Consider the following 14,577-nt stretch of genomic DNA (forward strand, 5'->3'; position numbering starts at 1 on the left):
ACCTGTGATGGAAAATTTAAAGACATGAGCGACCAACAACTCGACCCGCAAGCCCTGCAACAGGAAGAAAACACCCTGATCGCCCTGCGCAAGGAAAAGCTTGCCGCCGAGCGCACCAAGGGCAATGCCTTCCCCAACGACTTCCGTCGCGACGCCTACTGTGAAGACCTGCAGAAACAGTACGCCGACAAGACCAAGGAAGAGCTGGCAGAGGCGGCGATCCCGGTCAAGGTTGCCGGTCGCATCATGCTCAACCGTGGCTCGTTCATGGTGATCCAGGACATGTCCGGGCGCATCCAGGTCTACGTCAACCGCAAGACCCTCTCGGAAGAGACCCTGGCGGCGGTGAAGACCTGGGACCTGGGTGACATTATCAGCGCCGAGGGCACCCTGGCCCGTTCCGGCAAGGGCGACCTGTACGTCGAAATGACCGACGTGCGCCTGCTGACCAAGTCGCTGCGCCCGCTGCCGGACAAGCACCACGGCCTGACCGACACCGAGCAGCGCTATCGCCAGCGCTACGTCGACCTGATCGTCAACGAGGAAACCCGCCAGACCTTCCGCGTGCGCTCGCAAGTCATCGCCCACATCCGCAGCTTCATGATGAAGCGCGACTTCATGGAAGTGGAAACGCCGATGCTGCAGACCATTCCGGGCGGTGCCGCGGCCAAGCCGTTCGAAACCCACCACAACGCGCTGGACATGGGCATGTACCTGCGCATCGCGCCCGAGCTGTACCTCAAGCGCCTGGTGGTCGGTGGCTTCGAGCGGGTGTTCGAGATCAACCGCAACTTCCGTAACGAAGGTGTTTCGACCCGGCACAACCCCGAGTTCACCATGCTCGAGTTCTACCAGGCCTACGCCGATTACGAAGACAACATGGATCTGACCGAAGAACTGTTCCGTGAACTGGCCCAGGCCGTTCTGGGCAGCACCGACGTGCCGTACGGCGACAAGGTGTTCCACTTCGGCGAGCCGTTCGCGCGCCTGTCGGTGTTCGACTCGATCCTCAAGTACAACCCGGAACTGACCGAAGCCGACCTGCTGGACGTCGACAAGGCCCGCGAAATCGCCAGGAAGGCTGGCGCCAAGGTGCTCGGCCACGAAGGCCTGGGCAAGCTGCAGGTGATGATTTTCGAAGAACTGGTCGAGCACAAGCTGGAGCAGCCGCACTTCATTACCGAGTACCCGTTCGAAGTCTCGCCGCTGGCTCGTCGCAACGACAAGAACCCGAACGTCACCGACCGCTTCGAGCTGTTCATCGGTGGCCGCGAAATCGCCAACGCCTACTCGGAGCTCAACGACGCCGAGGATCAGGCCGAGCGCTTCAAGGCCCAGGTGGCGGAGAAGGATGCCGGTGATGACGAAGCCATGCACTACGACGCCGACTTCGTCCGCGCCCTGGAGTACGGCATGCCGCCGACGGCGGGTGAAGGGATCGGTATCGACCGCCTGGTGATGCTGCTGACCAACGCGCCGTCGATCCGCGACGTCATCCTGTTCCCGCACATGCGGCCGCAAGCATAAGATCGTCGTTGAAAAAGCCGCCCTCGCAAGGCGGCTTTTTTATGGGCTGTTGGTACTGATGTTTCAGATTATTACAAGAGAGGAATACCTGTAGTGGACCGTGCAATGGCTCAAGAAGGGGCTGCTGGTGTAGCCAGCGCGTTGGCTGAAAGCGTTCAGTACCAGGGACGCAAGGCCAGCCGACAGGGCAGTGAGCAACGGCGACAGGACATTCTCAATGCAGCCATGCGGATCGTCGTGCGTGACGGCGTCCGCGGCGTGCGCCACCGTGCGGTGGCTGCCGAGGCGGGTGTGCCGTTGTCGGCCACCACCTACTATTTCAAGGATATCGATGACCTGCTGACCGATACCTTTGCCCAATACGTCGAACGCAGCGCGGCCTACATGGCCAAGCTGTGGGAGAACAACGAAGGCCTGCTGCGCGAGATGGTCGCCTACGGTGATGGCAGCCCGGCCTCGCGGGCGCAACTGGCCGATGAAATCGCCCGGTTGACCGCCGACTATGTCCAGCGTCAGTTGCACAACCGGCGCGAGTACCTGATGGCCGAGCAGGCGTTTCGCCAGGAGGCGCTGCTCAACCCGCGCCTGGCGCAGCTGGTGCGCGCGCACCAGCAGATTCTCCTGCGTGGCTCCTGCCAGTTCTTCCAGGTGCTGGGCTCCAGGCAGCCGGAGCAGGATGCCAAAGTGTTGACGGCGATTATCGGACGGATGGAATATCAGGGCCTTCTTGACGAGGCTGAGCCCGAGAGCGAGCAGGATCGACTCGGGATTCTCACCCGTTACATGCACCTGGTGCTGGCCTCCGTCTAAGCTAGTGGGCGCGGCCATTCACCGCAGCAACGATCAGGAGTTTTTCTTGGACGAGTACCAGCAGACGATACGCAGCCTGTCCGACCGCATTGTGCTGGCGCAGACACCGATTCGCGTGCTCGATGCGGTGAAGTGGGACGAGAACATCCGCAAGGGCTTTCTCAAGGCCAAGGGCAAGGAAATGCCGGCGGTGGATCGTGACTACTACACGTCGCGGCCACTGTCGTTCGACTCCGGCGCGGTCAAGCTCGAACTGCAGAACATCGAGCGCGATATCACCCGTCAGCTCGGCCAGTTCAGCCCGGTCGGGCAGATCATGCGGCGCATGTGCAAGGAGTACCGCATGGTGGTGCGCATGCTCGAAGCGCGTGGTACCCCGGATTTCGGACTGATCTCCCAGGAGCTCTACGGCGCTGCTTCCGACGCCTTCCACGCCGGTGACCCGACCCTGGCCGACCTCGGCCTGATGCTGTCCGACTACCTGAACAATATCGACGGTCGTGGCGACCTCAAGGACGAACCCAAGACCCTGACGGCCAAGGATGCCGTCGACATGCTGCAGCGGCGGCTGAACAAGGTGTTCGGCGAGGCCGAGGAAACCATCCGGGTGTTCGAGTCCGACGGTATCGTCGCCGATGCGGCGGCGGGAGCCGACTACATCAAGATCCGCGCCGATGCGCTGTTCAACTCGCGGGATGTGCGGGCGCTGGAGGTGCACGAGGGGCTGGTGCACGTCGGTACCACGCTCAATGGCCTGAACCAGCCGATTTGCACCTTCCTGTCCAAGGGCCCGCCCTCGTCGACGGTGACCCAGGAAGGCCTGGCGATCCTGATGGAAATCATCACCTTCGCGTCCTATCCGAGTCGCCTGCGCAAGCTGACCAACCGCACTCGCGCCATCGACATGGTCGAGCAGGGCGCGGACTTCCTCCAGGTGTTCGAGTTCTTCCGCGAGCAGGGCTTCGAAATGGCCGAGAGCTATGGCAACGCCAGCCGGGTGTTCCGCGGTTCGGTGCCGAATGGGCTGCCGTTCACCAAGGACCTGTCGTACCTGAAGGGGTTCATCATGGTCTACAACTACATCCAGCTGGCCGTGCGCAAGGGCAAGCTGGAACAGGTGCCGCTGCTGTTCTGCGGCAAGACCACCCTGGAAGACATGCGCACCCTGCGCCAGTTGGTGGACGAGGGCCTGGTGGCACCGCCGAAATACCTGCCGGAGCAGTTCCGCGACATGAACGCGCTGTCGGCCTGGATGTGCTTCAGCAACTTCCTCAATCACCTGAGCCTGGACCGGATCGAGGCGGACTACTCCAATATCCTCTGATCCATGACTTTACGCCGTCCCTGTAGGAGCAGGGCTTGCCCGCGAAGAGGTCGTCCCTGGAGACATGGGGCGACTTGACTGACGCTTTCGCGGGCAAGCCTCGCTCCTGCACCGGCGGTGTCGTGGCCACTGAATTCCGTGAGGTTTCAACCGGATGAGAACCCTCGGCATCCTTTGCCTGCTCCTGGCCCTCAATGGCTGCAGCTCGCTGCTGTTCTACCCTGAACCCGGCCTGCCGTTCACCCCGGACAAGGCGCACCTGGCCTACCGCGACGTCACCCTGACCACCGCCGACGGCACCCGCCTGCGCGCCTGGTGGCTGCCGGCCAAGGCCGGAGTGCCGGTCAAGGGCACGGTGCTGCACCTGCACGGCAATGGCGGCAACCTGTCCATGCACCTGGGCGGCAGCTGGTGGTTGCCGGAGCAGGGCTACCAGGTGCTGCTGGTCGACTACCGCGGCTATGGCGTGTCCGAGGGCGAGCCGAGCCTGCCGGCGGTCTACCAGGACATCGAGGCGGCTTTCCAGTGGCTGGAGCGAGCGCCGGAAGTCCAGGGCAAGCCGCTGGTGCTGCTGGGCCAGAGCCTGGGCGGGGCGATGGCGGTGCATTACCTGGTCGAGCACCCCGGCTACCAGCCGCGTCTCAAGGCACTGGTGCTCGATGGCGTGCCTGCCAGCTATCGTGCGGTGGGGCGATTCGCCCTGGGCAGTTCCTGGCTGACCTGGCCGTTCCAGGTGCCACTGTCCTGGCTGGTGCCGGATGGCGACAGCGCGATCCATGCCATGCCGCAACTGGCCGGCGTGCCCAAGCTGATCTTCCAGAGCATCGACGATCCATTGGTGCCGATGAACAACGGTATTGTCCTGTATCAGGCCGCGCCGCCACCCAGAGTGCTACAACTGACCCGCGGCGGGCATGTGCAGACCTTCGCCGATCCGACCTGGCGCCAGGTGATGCTGCGCTACCTCGAGGACCCGCAACATTTCGACGGCCTGCGCCGTCTGGGCGAGATCCCCAATTATCCCGCTGCCCCGAATTCGACTGTTGACCCAGAGAGCCCGCAATGACCGAAGAACGCAACGCCATTCCCCTGATCATCACCGGTATCTGCAGCATCATCGGCACCGTGGGCTGCCTGTGGTACTACGGCTACCTGCATTTCGCCAAGCCGGAGGATGCGTTGGAGCTCAACCAGTTCACCATGCTCAAGACCATCCCGGGGGAGGACTACAAGGTCTCGCTGACACCGGCCAACCAGGTGGCGCAGTGCATCGATGGCGTGCTGGTGCTGTTCGACACCGAGCAGAAGGGCTTGACCGGCGTGCTGGTCAACGACAAGAAGCAGGCGGTGCGCTGCATGGGCCAGGAGACGCCCAAGCTGGAGCAGTAAGCTGCCGGTTGGCGCATGAATGTGAAAAAGCCCCGCCTGATCGGATCAGGCGGGGCTTTTCATTGGCGCTGCGAACGATCAGTAGTTGCTGCTGACCGAGGAGCGTGGCGCGACGGGCTGGTTGTCGTTGGAGATGGTCACTTCCACGCGACGGTTCATCGCCCGGCCGGAGACGCTGCCGTTATCCGCGACCGGATACTCCTTGCCATAGCCCTGGGTGACGATGCGGGTCGGGTCGACGCCCATCTTGATCAGGGCCACCTGGACCGAAGCCGCACGGCGTTCGGACAGGCTCTGGTTGTAGGCGGCGGTGCCGGTGCTGTCGGTGTAGCCCTCGACGATCACCTTGCGGTCCGGGTTCTGCTGGAGGAACTGCGCCAGCTTGTTGACGTTGACCAGGCCGTTGGACTTGAGGTCGGCCTTGTTGGTGGCGAACAGCACGTCGCCGAAGGTCACCAGGGTGCCGCGGTCGGTCTGCTTGGCGTTGAGGCTGTCCTGCAACTGCTTGATCTGCGCATCGCGGGCGTCCAGGCGGGCCTGGGCCCGTTGCGCGGCGGCGTTCTTCAGGTTGGCTTCGGCAGTGCGCAGGGCAATGGTCTGCTTGGCGACTTCGACGCGCTGGTTGGTCAGGTAGGCCAACTGGTCGACGGTCTTTTCATCCTCGCGGTTCTGGTAGGCCTTGTCCGCCTTGTCCAGGTAGTCGCTGGCGTCCTTGGTTTCCAGGGCTGCCACCTTGCTCGCCTGCGGGTTGGCCTGCAGGCCGGAGAAGTTGGTACGAGCCTGTTCCAGGTTGGCGTTGGGCGGCGTGGAGCAGGCGGCCAGGCCGACACTCAGAGCCAGGAGGGCGGGGATCATCAGTTGATTGCGCATAATGTTCGTCCTTTATTCTGTCCGTTGAAACTTCAGGCTGCGGGAGGGCTTATTGCGCCGGCTGCACGATGGGGCGCTGGCTCTCCTGACGCAGTTCCTGAACGCCTTTCTGGGCATCCTTCACGGCAAGCTCGGCCTTGGCGGCCTGGGCCTTGCGTTCGGCGACGCGGGCATCCCATTCGGCCTGTTCGGCCAGGCGACGGGCGTCGTCGTACTTCTTGTCATGCATGGCCAGTTCGGCCTGCTTGAGCTTGTCCTGGGCCGATTTCATTTCCACGGCAGCGTACTCGGTGCCACCGGCGCTGACCGCGCTGTTGACGGCAGACTGGGTCACCGCATATTGCTCGCTGGGCGGATTGCCGGCACAGCCGGCCAGGATGAAGCTGGTCCCCAGTGCCAGGGCGGCCAGTTTCAGCCCGCGCAGGTGGTGGAACGAGGATGTGACTGTGCTGGTTTTCATGGTCTTCAACTCCATTGGATAGCTCCTGAAAAACATCAATCCCCATCACGGTCCAGAAGGGTTCAGCGCAGGTCCCGCGGTGTTGGCCGGGCATGAATCACAGCAGCTGTTCCGGTGATGGCTACTGGCTGTGACCCGAGGCTTTTTTGAATAGTTCAGCAGAGATGGCTAATCGCCCAAAAAAAATGCTGACTGATCGGTCAATGCCGAAAAACTGAACTTCTGCGTGGCGCAGCGGTATTCCCGGCTCAGCTGGGAGCCAGGAATAACGCGGCTTGCAGGAAAAGGATGGGGGTGTGTCAGTGCTTGGATCCGTCGGTCCCGGAGGACAGGTTATGCAGATGGCGACGTGACAGCGTGAGGAACCGCGGGGTCGCCCCGACGTCTTCGTACAGCGGATCACCTTCCTCGTCGGTGGCGACCACATGCTGGCCCTGGACATAGGGGAAACTCGCCTCGAGTTCCTCCAGGGCGGCGCCGATCAGTTCACCGAGCAACTCCTCGGGGCTGCGCTTGGGGTACATCTCGGTGATTGCGGCAAGGCGGGCAGCGGCCTCCATGTCCAGATGAACGGCGTAGCCGGTGTCGGTCAGGCGACCCTTGGCATTCTCTTCCCAGTACTGGGCCAGCTCACGGATTTTCATAACGACCTCGATTGGCGCCCGCTGGTGGCGGGGATGGAGGAGTGACCGTGCTGGCGGCTGCGCCGGGCCGGCCATCAGTCCCGGGTGGGGGCTGCTCACTCATCAGACTAGCTGTTGGCGGTGAGGTTCGACTGGGAATTTTCCGTTTGTCGTGATCGCTTTGCCGGCTTGTAAGCACTTGGCGCCGTGGTGCACTCTTGGGAGCAGGGAAGCGTCCCAAAGTCCGCCGGAGAGCCTGCCGATGTCAGATATCGATGTGCGTTTGCGTGAAGACGTTCACCTGCTGGGTGAGTTGCTGGGCAATACCATCCGTGACCAGCACGGTGATGAGTTCCTCGACAAGATCGAGCGTATTCGCAAGAGCGCCAAGGCCGATCGCAGCGATGCGGCCAGTACCGAGCTGAGTGCCAGCCTCGACGATCTCGGTGACGACGAGTTGCTGCCGGTGGTCCGGGCGTTCAACCAGTTCCTCAACCTGGCGAACATCGCCGAGCAGTACCAGCTGATCCACCGGCGTGACGAGTCCCAGCCGGCACCGTTCGAGGCGCGTGCCCTGCCGGAGCTGCTCGCCCGCCTGCAGGCTGAAGGCCATGATCACGACTCACTGGCGCGGCAACTGGCCCGCCTGGATATCGAGTTGGTGCTGACGGCTCACCCAACCGAAGTGGCGCGGCGCACTCTGATCCAGAAATATGACGCGATCGCCGCGCAACTGGCGTTGCAGGACCATCGCGACCTGACCGGCGCCGAACGCGAACAGATCCGCCAGCGCCTGCAGCGACTGATTGCCGAAGCCTGGCACACCGAGGAGATTCGCCGCACCCGGCCGACCCCGGTGGATGAGGCCAAGTGGGGTTTTGCGGTGATCGAGCATTCGCTCTGGCAGGCGATTCCGAATTACCTGCGCAAGGCCGACGAGGCCCTGCATGCCGCCACCGGCCTGCATCTGCCGCTGGAGGCGGCGCCGATCCGCTTCGCTTCCTGGATGGGCGGCGACCGTGACGGCAACCCCAATGTCACGGCCAGGGTGACCCGTGAAGTCTTGCTGCTGGCGCGCTGGATGGCCGCCGACCTGTACCTGCGCGATGTCGATCACCTGGCCGCTGAGCTGTCGATGCAGCATGCCAGCGAAGCCCTGCGGGCCCAGGCCGGCAACAGCGCCGAGCCCTATCGCGCGGTGCTCAAGCAGTTGCGCGAGCGGTTGCGCGCAACCCGGCAGTGGGCGCATGACTCGCTGGCGTCGACGCAGCCGGCTTCGGAGCAGGTCCTGCAGCACAATCACGAACTGCTGGGGCCGTTGCAACTGTGCTACCAGTCCCTGCATGAGTGCGGCATGGGCGTGATTGCCGACGGGCCATTGCTCGACTGCCTGCGGCGGGCGGTGACCTTCGGCCTGTTCCTGGTCCGCCTGGACGTGCGCCAGGATTCCTCGCGGCATGCCGCGGCCATGAGCGAAATCACCGACTACCTGGGCCTGGGGCGTTATGAAGATTGGGATGAGGATGCCCGGCTGACCTTCCTGATTCGCGAACAGGGCAACCGTCGACCGCTGTTGCCTGCCTGCTTCAAGCCGTCGGCGGACACCGCCGAGGTGCTGGCGACCTGCCGCGAGATCGCTGCGGCGCCGGCGGCCTCCCTCGGTTCCTATGTCATCTCCATGGCTGGCGCGGCGTCCGATGTGCTGGTGGTGCAGCTGTTGCTCAAGGAGTGTGGGGTGCTGCGGCCGATGCGCGTGGTGCCGCTGTTCGAGACCCTGGCCGACCTGGACAATGCCGGGCCGGTGATGGAGCGCCTGCTGTTGCTGCCCGGTTATCGCTCACGCCTGCAGGGGCCGCAGGAAGTGATGATCGGCTATTCCGACTCGGCCAAGGATGCCGGTACCACGGCGGCGGCCTGGGCCCAGTACCGTGCCCAGGAGCGGCTGGTGGAGATCTGCCGCGAACAACAGGTCGAGCTGCTGCTGTTTCACGGTCGTGGCGGTACCGTCGGCCGTGGCGGTGGCCCGGCTCACGCGGCGATCCTGTCGCAGCCGCCAGGCTCGGTGGCAGGGCGTTTCCGCACCACCGAGCAGGGCGAGATGATCCGCTTCAAGTTCGGCCTGCCGGACATCGCCGAGCAGAACCTCAACCTGTACCTGGCGGCCGTGCTCGAGGCCACCTTGCTGCCGCCGCCGTTGCCGCAACCGGCCTGGCGCAAGCTGATGGACGAACTGGCGGTGGACGGCGTGCGCGCCTACCGTGCCGAGGTACGCGACAACCCGCAGTTCGTCGAGTACTTCCGCCAGTCGACCCCGGAACAGGAGCTCGGGCGCCTGCCGCTGGGCAGCCGGCCGGCCAAGCGCCGCGCGGGTGGGATAGAAAGCCTGCGGGCGATTCCGTGGATCTTCGGCTGGACCCAGACGCGGTTGATGCTGCCGGCCTGGCTTGGCTGGGAGACGGCCCTGCGCCATGCGCTGGAGCGCGGGCAGGGCAAGCTGCTCGAGCAGATGCGCGAGCAGTGGCCGTTCTTCCGCACCCGTATCGACATGCTGGAGATGGTCCTGGCCAAGGCCGACAGCGATATCGCCCGATCCTACGACGAGCGCCTGGTGGAGGCGGAGCTGCTGCCGCTGGGTGCGCACTTACGCGACCTATTGTCGCAGGCGTGCTCGGTGGTACTGGGATTGACCGGCCAGTCGCAACTGCTCGCCCACAGTCCCGAGACCCTGGAGTTCATTCGCCTGCGCAATACCTACCTGGACCCGCTGCATCTGTTGCAGGCCGAATTGCTGGCACGTACGCGACGCCAGGAAAGTGCCCAGGACAGCCCTCTGGAACAGGCTTTGCTGGTGTCCGTGGCGGGTATCGCCGCAGGGCTGCGCAATACCGGCTGAGGTCGTGGGGCGGTCGAGCGGCAGGCGCAGGGGTGGGTACGACCGTCCGGTCAGGCATGGCCGTACCCGGCTGCTCGATACTTTGTGGTCGGGTTGCGACCCGCGGTAGCAGGTTTGTGCCGTCGCGTCGGCTCGACTCCTTGCGACTTTGGGCGGCTTGTGTGGGGTCGGTCGGCTGTGTATCTTGATCAGCCCTTGGCCGTTTGGGCGGCTGTTACCCTATATGTTGAGATTGGCCCCAAGAGGCGAATCCGAGCGTTTCTAAATAAAAAATTGAGGAGCACATCGATGCGCGTCATTCTGCTGGGAGCTCCCGGGGCCGGTAAAGGTACTCAGGCTAAGTTCATCACCGAGAAATTCGGCATCCCGCAAATCTCCACTGGCGACATGCTGCGTGCCGCGGTCAAGGCCGGCACCGAGCTGGGCGTCAAGGCCAAGGGCATCATGGATGCCGGTGGCCTGGTGTCCGATGACCTGATCATCGCGCTGGTCAAGGACCGTATTGCCCAGGCCGACTGCGCCAAGGGCTTCCTGTTCGACGGCTTCCCGCGCACCATTCCCCAGGCTGAAGCCCTGGTGCAGGCCGGTGTCGAGCTGGACCACGTGGTCGAGATCGCCGTCGACGACGAAGAGATCGTCCAGCGTATTGCCGGCCGTCGCGTCCACGAAGCTTCCGGTCGCGTGTACCACGTCGTCTACAACCCGCCAAAGGCTGAAGGCAAGGACGACGTGACCGGCGAAGACCTGGTTCAGCGCAAGGACGACACCGAGGAAACCGTTCGTCACCGCCTGTCGGTCTATCACTCCCAGACCAAGCCGCTGGTGGACTTCTACCAGAAGCTGTCGGCTGCCCAGGGCAAGCCGAAGTACAGCCACATCGCTGGCGTCGGTTCGGTTGAAGCGATCACCGGCAAGGTGCTCGAAGCGCTGAACTGATCATCGCATTGCCTCTCTACAACAGCCCGCTTGCGGGCTGTTGTTGTTTATACTGTCGAACTTTTTCATTCTGACCTGACGGAAACATCGATGAGCACCTTGCTGGCCCTGGACACCGCGACTGAAGCTTGCTCCGTTGCCTTGCTGCACGACGGCAAGGTGACGAGCCACTATGAGGTGATCCCACGCCTGCATGCGCAGAAGCTGCTGCCGATGATCCAGCAGTTGCTGGCGGATGCCGGGATCGGCCTGTCGGCGTTGGATGCCATCGCCTTCGGACGTGGGCCGGGTGCCTTTACCGGCGTGCGAATCGCCATCGGCGTGGTCCAGGGCCTGGCGTTCGCCCTGGATCGTCCGGTGCTGCCGGTGTCCAACCTGGCAGTGCTGGCCCAACGGGCATTGCGCGAGCAGGGTGCCCGCCAGGTTGCGGCGGCCATCGATGCGCGGATGGATGAGGTGTATTGGGGCTGCTATCGCGAAGAGGCCGGCGAGATGCGCCTGGCCGGTCTCGAGGCCGTATTGCCACCGGAAGTCGCGGCGTTGCCGGAGGGGGCCGTTGGCTCCTGGTTCGGTGCGGGGACCGGCTGGGGCTATGGCGAGCGGATCAAGGTCGCACTGAGCGGCCAGGATGCCGGCATGCTGCCCGATGCCCAGGACCTGCTGGCCCTGGCGCGTTTTGCCTGGGCGCGCGGTGAAGCCATCGTGGCCGACCAAGCCCAGCCGGTCTACCTGCGTGACAAGGTCGCCACCCCCAAGGCCCGCTGAAGCCAGGGTAAATTTTTCAAGCTACACTGAAGCTTGAAGCCGGGCGCTCGGGATGTCGCTCGTAGCAGTCAAAAATGTGCCGTACGTCATGTTTTGCACACGCAGGCGGCGTTGTGTGAAAACCTTTTATTGGTTATGTGGTCTGGTTATCACTTGGACAATAGCCACGTACGGCAAGTACTGCTAAATTGCCATCATCGATACCGAGCATGCCACCAATGCGTATAGACGGCGTTTCCTCACAGTCCTATTCCATCAAGCGCAAGCCCCGCAAGGGCGGCGTGGTGCTGGATGCCGATGAGGAACTGCTGAGCGGCGACAGCGATGACCTCTCCGAGGTCGCTGCCCGTGCCGAGGCTGCCGGTGAGCGCCTGGCCAACCTGCCGGCCCGTCCGCAGGACATGATCTTCCACCGTTCCATGAGCCGGAGCGTCGCTACCGCGCTGGCCAGCTACCTGACCACCGCCGGTTTCGTCGAGTGGGACATGGAAGTGTTGGGTCTGGACCTGCATATCTGATCTAATCGGTGGCATGACCGATTCCGTTATTCCCTACTACCTGGGTTGTCCGTCCTGGAGTGAAAACGCCTGGCGCGAGTTCCTGTATCCGGAAAACGCCCGTCCGACGGACTTTCTCGTCCTCTACAGCCAGGTCTTCAACGCTGTCGAAGGCAATACCACGTTCTACGCCCGGCCGGCGCCGAGCACGGTGGAACGCTGGGCGCAGACCATGCCAGGACATTTCCGCTTCACGGCCAAATTTCCCCGGGACATCAGCCATGGTGGCGACTTGCGCGCGCAACTGCCAGCGGCCGAGGAATTCCTGCAATTGCTCAAGCCTTTGGGCGCGCGGGTATCGCCGCTATGGCTGCAATTGCCGGCGAGTTTCGCGCCGCAACGGTTGAGCGAACTGGCCGGTTTCATCGATGATCTGCAGCAGCCGCTGGCCATCGAGGTCCGCCATCCGGAGTTCTTTGCCAAAGGCGATGCCGAGCGGATGCTCAATCGCCTGTTGCTCGATCGTGGGGTGGAGCGTATCTGTCTCGATCCGCGGGCGCTGTTCAGTTGCACCTCGACCGAGCCGGCGGTGCTGCATGCCCAATCGAAGAAACCCAGGGTGCCGCCCCGTCCGGCCGCCTTCACCCAGTTCCCGCAGGTTCGCTTCATCGGTCACCCGGAACTGGCGGCGAACGAGTCCTTCCTGACGCCCTGGGTCGAGAAGGTGGCCGTCTGGATCGAGGAAGGGCGCACGCCCTATATCTTCCTGCACACCTCGGACAACCTGTTGGCGCCGAAACTGGCGCAGCGCTTTCATGAGCGCCTGCAGGAACGTTTGCCTGGCCTGCCAGCCCTGCCTGAGCTATACAGAGAGCCCGCTGCGGAGCAACTCGGTCTGCTCTGACGCTTCCCGTTTCTTCTGCCAGGAGTTGCTCCCATGGATGCGCAAACCCTTCGAGCCCAAGCTTTCAAGGCCCTGCACGAGCGTGCCGGGGCCTTCGTGATGCCTAATCCCTGGGATGCCGGTTCGGCGAAGATGCTGGCGGCGCTGGGCTTCGAAGCCCTGGCCACGACCAGTGCCGGGCTGGCCTTTTCCCTGGGGCGTCCGGACGCCGAGGGTGCGGTCAGCCGGGCCGATGCCCTGGAGAACGCCCGACTGATTGCCAGGGCCACGACGTTGCCGGTGGCGGCGGACCTGGAGAACGGCTACGCCGACAGCCCCGAAGGGTGCGCCCAGACCATTCTGATGGCGGCCGAGGTCGGCCTGGTTGGCGGTTCCATCGAGGATGCCACGGGCAATCCCGAAGAGCCGATCTACCCCTTTGCGCTGGCGGTCGAGCGGGTCGAGGCGGCGGTGGCGGCGGCGCGCAGCCTGCCGTTTGATTTCACCCTGACCGCTCGGGCGGAGAACTTTCTGGTCGGGCGGCGGGATCTGGATGACACCATCCGCCGCCTGCAGGCGTTTGCCGAGGCCGGGGCCGACGTGCTTTACGCCCCCGATCTGAGCACGGCCGAGGAAATTCGCGCGATCGTCAAGGCGGTAGCGCCCAAGCCGGTCAATGTGCTGATGTCCGGTGGCATAGCGTTGTCGGTGGCGGACCTGGGGGCATTGGGGGTCAAGCGTATCAGCGTCGGTTCGGTGCTGGCGCGGGCGGCGTACGGGGCGTTCTACCAGGCGGCGCAGGAGATCCGCGGGCAGGGCACCTTCGGTTTTGCCGAACAGGCCATGCCGTTCGGCAGGATCAACCAGATGTTCAAGGGCTGAAGTGGGCGATGGCGGTTCAGGCCGCCAGGCGCAGGTTGTGCGCCACCAGCGGGCGCGCCCAGTTCTGGTCGTAGTCCAGGGCCTGCTGTTGCTTGACCAGGGTCTGTTCGTCGTAGGGCAGCGCCGGCTTCGGCAGCAGGTCGAGTTCGAGCTCGGCAATCGGTAGGTGCAGCGGGCGTTTTTGCGGTGCCGGGCCAGGCGAGGGTTGGGGCTGGCCGGCCGTGAGTACGATCGGGCGAACCCATTCGCTCTCGAAATCCTGTTGGCGCTGCTGGGCGATGATTTCGTCGTCGGGGTAGGGCGGGGCCGGTTTTTTCAGCAGGTCGAGTTCGAATTCGGCGATCGGCAGGAACAGCGGTTCCGGTGGCCGCACCGGGTTGTCGGTGATTTCGCAGTGCAACTGCTCGACGATCTGCGCCAGTGTCTCGGCGCCTGCGGTCGGTTCGATCGGACCATCGACCGGCAGCTCGGCCACTGCCTGTTTCGGCGCATCTCCCACCTGCTCGGCCATCGCCCGGGCGAAAAAGTCCTGCCACAGGTGGCTGACGCCACTCAGTGCCTGGGAGTTTCGCAGGCCGTAATCGCCGACGGGCGACAGATAACCTATGGATGTGCGCTGAATGTCTGACATGGCTCTCGGTCGTGGCCCCAGCTCTGGCAAAATGCCGAATCATTCTGTTATCGGCCGTTTTTGCCGATCATTAAATTTTTGAGCGTG

Annotated in this window: 15 protein-coding genes; 11 read left to right on the top strand and 4 right to left on the bottom strand. The window is 63.8% G+C overall.

Going from position 1 to position 14,577, the window contains the following annotated elements; all coding sequences use genetic code 11:
• The first annotated feature begins 24 nt into the window (after nucleotides 1–24).
• The 5 genes from lysS to HU752_RS06755 all read left to right on the top strand — a co-directional run bounded on the left by lysS (nucleotide 25) and on the right by HU752_RS06755 (nucleotide 5,050).
• Nucleotides 25–1,527 (top strand): lysine--tRNA ligase, encoded by a 1,503-nt coding sequence (gene lysS / locus HU752_RS06735; protein WP_186680865.1) that lies wholly within the window; start codon nucleotides 25–27, stop codon nucleotides 1,525–1,527.
• Between the two features lie 93 nt (nucleotides 1,528–1,620).
• The gene (locus tag HU752_RS06740; RefSeq protein WP_186680863.1) at nucleotides 1,621–2,337 is read left to right on the top strand and encodes a TetR/AcrR family transcriptional regulator; all 717 of its coding nucleotides are present in this window, start codon (nucleotides 1,621–1,623) and stop codon (nucleotides 2,335–2,337) included.
• 46 nt (nucleotides 2,338–2,383) lie between these two features.
• Nucleotides 2,384–3,661: a flavohemoglobin expression-modulating QEGLA motif protein gene (locus tag HU752_RS06745; protein ID WP_186680861.1), complete on the top strand. Its 1,278-nt coding sequence runs from the start codon at nucleotides 2,384–2,386 to the stop codon at nucleotides 3,659–3,661.
• A gap of 154 nt (nucleotides 3,662–3,815) precedes the next feature.
• A complete protein-coding gene (locus tag HU752_RS06750) occupies nucleotides 3,816–4,727 on the top strand; it encodes an alpha/beta hydrolase (protein WP_186680859.1) in 912 nt (303 codons plus the stop codon).
• The gene (locus tag HU752_RS06755) at nucleotides 4,724–5,050 is read left to right on the top strand and encodes a PA3694 family proteiin (protein WP_186680857.1); all 327 of its coding nucleotides are present in this window, start codon (nucleotides 4,724–4,726) and stop codon (nucleotides 5,048–5,050) included. The genes HU752_RS06750 and HU752_RS06755 overlap by 4 nt, the downstream gene beginning before the upstream one ends.
• A gap of 78 nt (nucleotides 5,051–5,128) precedes the next feature.
• On the opposite strand, the gene lptF is transcribed toward HU752_RS06755, so the two are convergent.
• The 3 genes from lptF to HU752_RS06770 form a co-directional block, all read right to left on the bottom strand.
• Complete coding sequence (gene lptF / locus HU752_RS06760) at nucleotides 5,129–5,920, bottom strand: lipotoxin F family OmpA-related lipoprotein LptF (RefSeq protein ID WP_186680855.1); 792 nt, start codon at nucleotides 5,918–5,920, stop codon at nucleotides 5,129–5,131.
• 49 nt (nucleotides 5,921–5,969) lie between these two features.
• On the bottom strand, nucleotides 5,970–6,395 hold the full coding sequence (locus HU752_RS06765; protein WP_186680853.1) for a DUF4398 domain-containing protein: 426 nt from the start codon (nucleotides 6,393–6,395) through the stop codon (nucleotides 5,970–5,972).
• 284 nt (nucleotides 6,396–6,679) lie between these two features.
• Entirely contained in the window at nucleotides 6,680–7,024 is a 345-nt protein-coding gene (locus HU752_RS06770) for a pilin assembly protein (RefSeq protein ID WP_186680851.1), read from the bottom strand.
• 241 nt (nucleotides 7,025–7,265) lie between these two features.
• Here HU752_RS06770 and ppc point away from each other — a divergent pair, with 241 nt between their 5' ends.
• The 6 genes from ppc (at nucleotide 7,266) to HU752_RS06800 (ending at nucleotide 13,859) form a co-directional block, all read left to right on the top strand.
• The gene (ppc, locus tag HU752_RS06775) at nucleotides 7,266–9,896 is read left to right on the top strand and encodes a phosphoenolpyruvate carboxylase (RefSeq protein WP_186680849.1); all 2,631 of its coding nucleotides are present in this window, start codon (nucleotides 7,266–7,268) and stop codon (nucleotides 9,894–9,896) included.
• A gap of 288 nt (nucleotides 9,897–10,184) precedes the next feature.
• Nucleotides 10,185–10,832: an adenylate kinase gene (gene adk, locus HU752_RS06780; RefSeq protein WP_186680848.1), complete on the top strand. Its 648-nt coding sequence runs from the start codon at nucleotides 10,185–10,187 to the stop codon at nucleotides 10,830–10,832.
• A gap of 90 nt (nucleotides 10,833–10,922) precedes the next feature.
• Complete coding sequence (tsaB, locus tag HU752_RS06785) at nucleotides 10,923–11,597, top strand: tRNA (adenosine(37)-N6)-threonylcarbamoyltransferase complex dimerization subunit type 1 TsaB (protein ID WP_186680846.1); 675 nt, start codon at nucleotides 10,923–10,925, stop codon at nucleotides 11,595–11,597.
• 218 nt (nucleotides 11,598–11,815) lie between these two features.
• Complete coding sequence (locus HU752_RS06790; RefSeq protein WP_186681226.1) at nucleotides 11,816–12,115, top strand: hypothetical protein; 300 nt, start codon at nucleotides 11,816–11,818, stop codon at nucleotides 12,113–12,115.
• A gap of 13 nt (nucleotides 12,116–12,128) precedes the next feature.
• A complete protein-coding gene (locus tag HU752_RS06795) occupies nucleotides 12,129–12,998 on the top strand; it encodes a DUF72 domain-containing protein (protein WP_186680844.1) in 870 nt (289 codons plus the stop codon).
• A gap of 33 nt (nucleotides 12,999–13,031) precedes the next feature.
• A complete protein-coding gene (locus HU752_RS06800; protein ID WP_186680841.1) occupies nucleotides 13,032–13,859 on the top strand; it encodes an isocitrate lyase/PEP mutase family protein in 828 nt (275 codons plus the stop codon).
• Nucleotides 13,860–13,875: 16 nt separating this feature from the next.
• Here the strand turns inward: HU752_RS06800 and HU752_RS06805 are convergent, their stop codons facing one another.
• Nucleotides 13,876–14,490 carry an energy transducer TonB gene (locus HU752_RS06805; protein ID WP_186680839.1) on the bottom strand — a complete coding sequence of 205 codons (615 nt, stop codon included), beginning with the start codon at nucleotides 14,488–14,490 and terminating at the stop codon, nucleotides 13,876–13,878.
• Nucleotides 14,491–14,577 lie beyond the last annotated feature (87 nt).

Origin of the sequence: Pseudomonas vanderleydeniana, from assembly GCF_014268755.2 — a bacterium.
Lineage (GTDB): Bacteria > Pseudomonadota > Gammaproteobacteria > Pseudomonadales > Pseudomonadaceae > Aquipseudomonas > Aquipseudomonas vanderleydeniana.

Excerpts from the sequence above, each read along its gene's own strand:
- HU752_RS06770 (WP_186680851.1), bottom strand. The coding sequence starts at position 7,024 with ATGAAAATCCGTGAGCTGGCCCAGTACTGGGAAGAGAATGCCAAGGGT.
- HU752_RS06800 (WP_186680841.1), top strand. The coding sequence starts at position 13,032 with ATGGATGCGCAAACCCTTCGAGCCCAAGCTTTCAAGGCCCTGCACGAG.
- lysS (WP_186680865.1), top strand. The coding sequence starts at position 25 with ATGAGCGACCAACAACTCGACCCGCAAGCCCTGCAACAGGAAGAAAAC.
- HU752_RS06755 (WP_186680857.1), top strand. The coding sequence starts at position 4,724 with ATGACCGAAGAACGCAACGCCATTCCCCTGATCATCACCGGTATCTGC.
- HU752_RS06790 (WP_186681226.1), top strand. The coding sequence starts at position 11,816 with ATGCGTATAGACGGCGTTTCCTCACAGTCCTATTCCATCAAGCGCAAG.
- HU752_RS06765 (WP_186680853.1), bottom strand. The coding sequence starts at position 6,395 with ATGGAGTTGAAGACCATGAAAACCAGCACAGTCACATCCTCGTTCCAC.
- HU752_RS06805 (WP_186680839.1), bottom strand. The coding sequence starts at position 14,490 with ATGTCAGACATTCAGCGCACATCCATAGGTTATCTGTCGCCCGTCGGC.
- tsaB (WP_186680846.1), top strand. The coding sequence starts at position 10,923 with ATGAGCACCTTGCTGGCCCTGGACACCGCGACTGAAGCTTGCTCCGTT.
- lptF (WP_186680855.1), bottom strand. The coding sequence starts at position 5,920 with ATGCGCAATCAACTGATGATCCCCGCCCTCCTGGCTCTGAGTGTCGGC.
- HU752_RS06750 (WP_186680859.1), top strand. The coding sequence starts at position 3,816 with ATGAGAACCCTCGGCATCCTTTGCCTGCTCCTGGCCCTCAATGGCTGC.
- ppc (WP_186680849.1), top strand. The coding sequence starts at position 7,266 with ATGTCAGATATCGATGTGCGTTTGCGTGAAGACGTTCACCTGCTGGGT.
- HU752_RS06795 (WP_186680844.1), top strand. The coding sequence starts at position 12,129 with ATGACCGATTCCGTTATTCCCTACTACCTGGGTTGTCCGTCCTGGAGT.
- adk (WP_186680848.1), top strand. The coding sequence starts at position 10,185 with ATGCGCGTCATTCTGCTGGGAGCTCCCGGGGCCGGTAAAGGTACTCAG.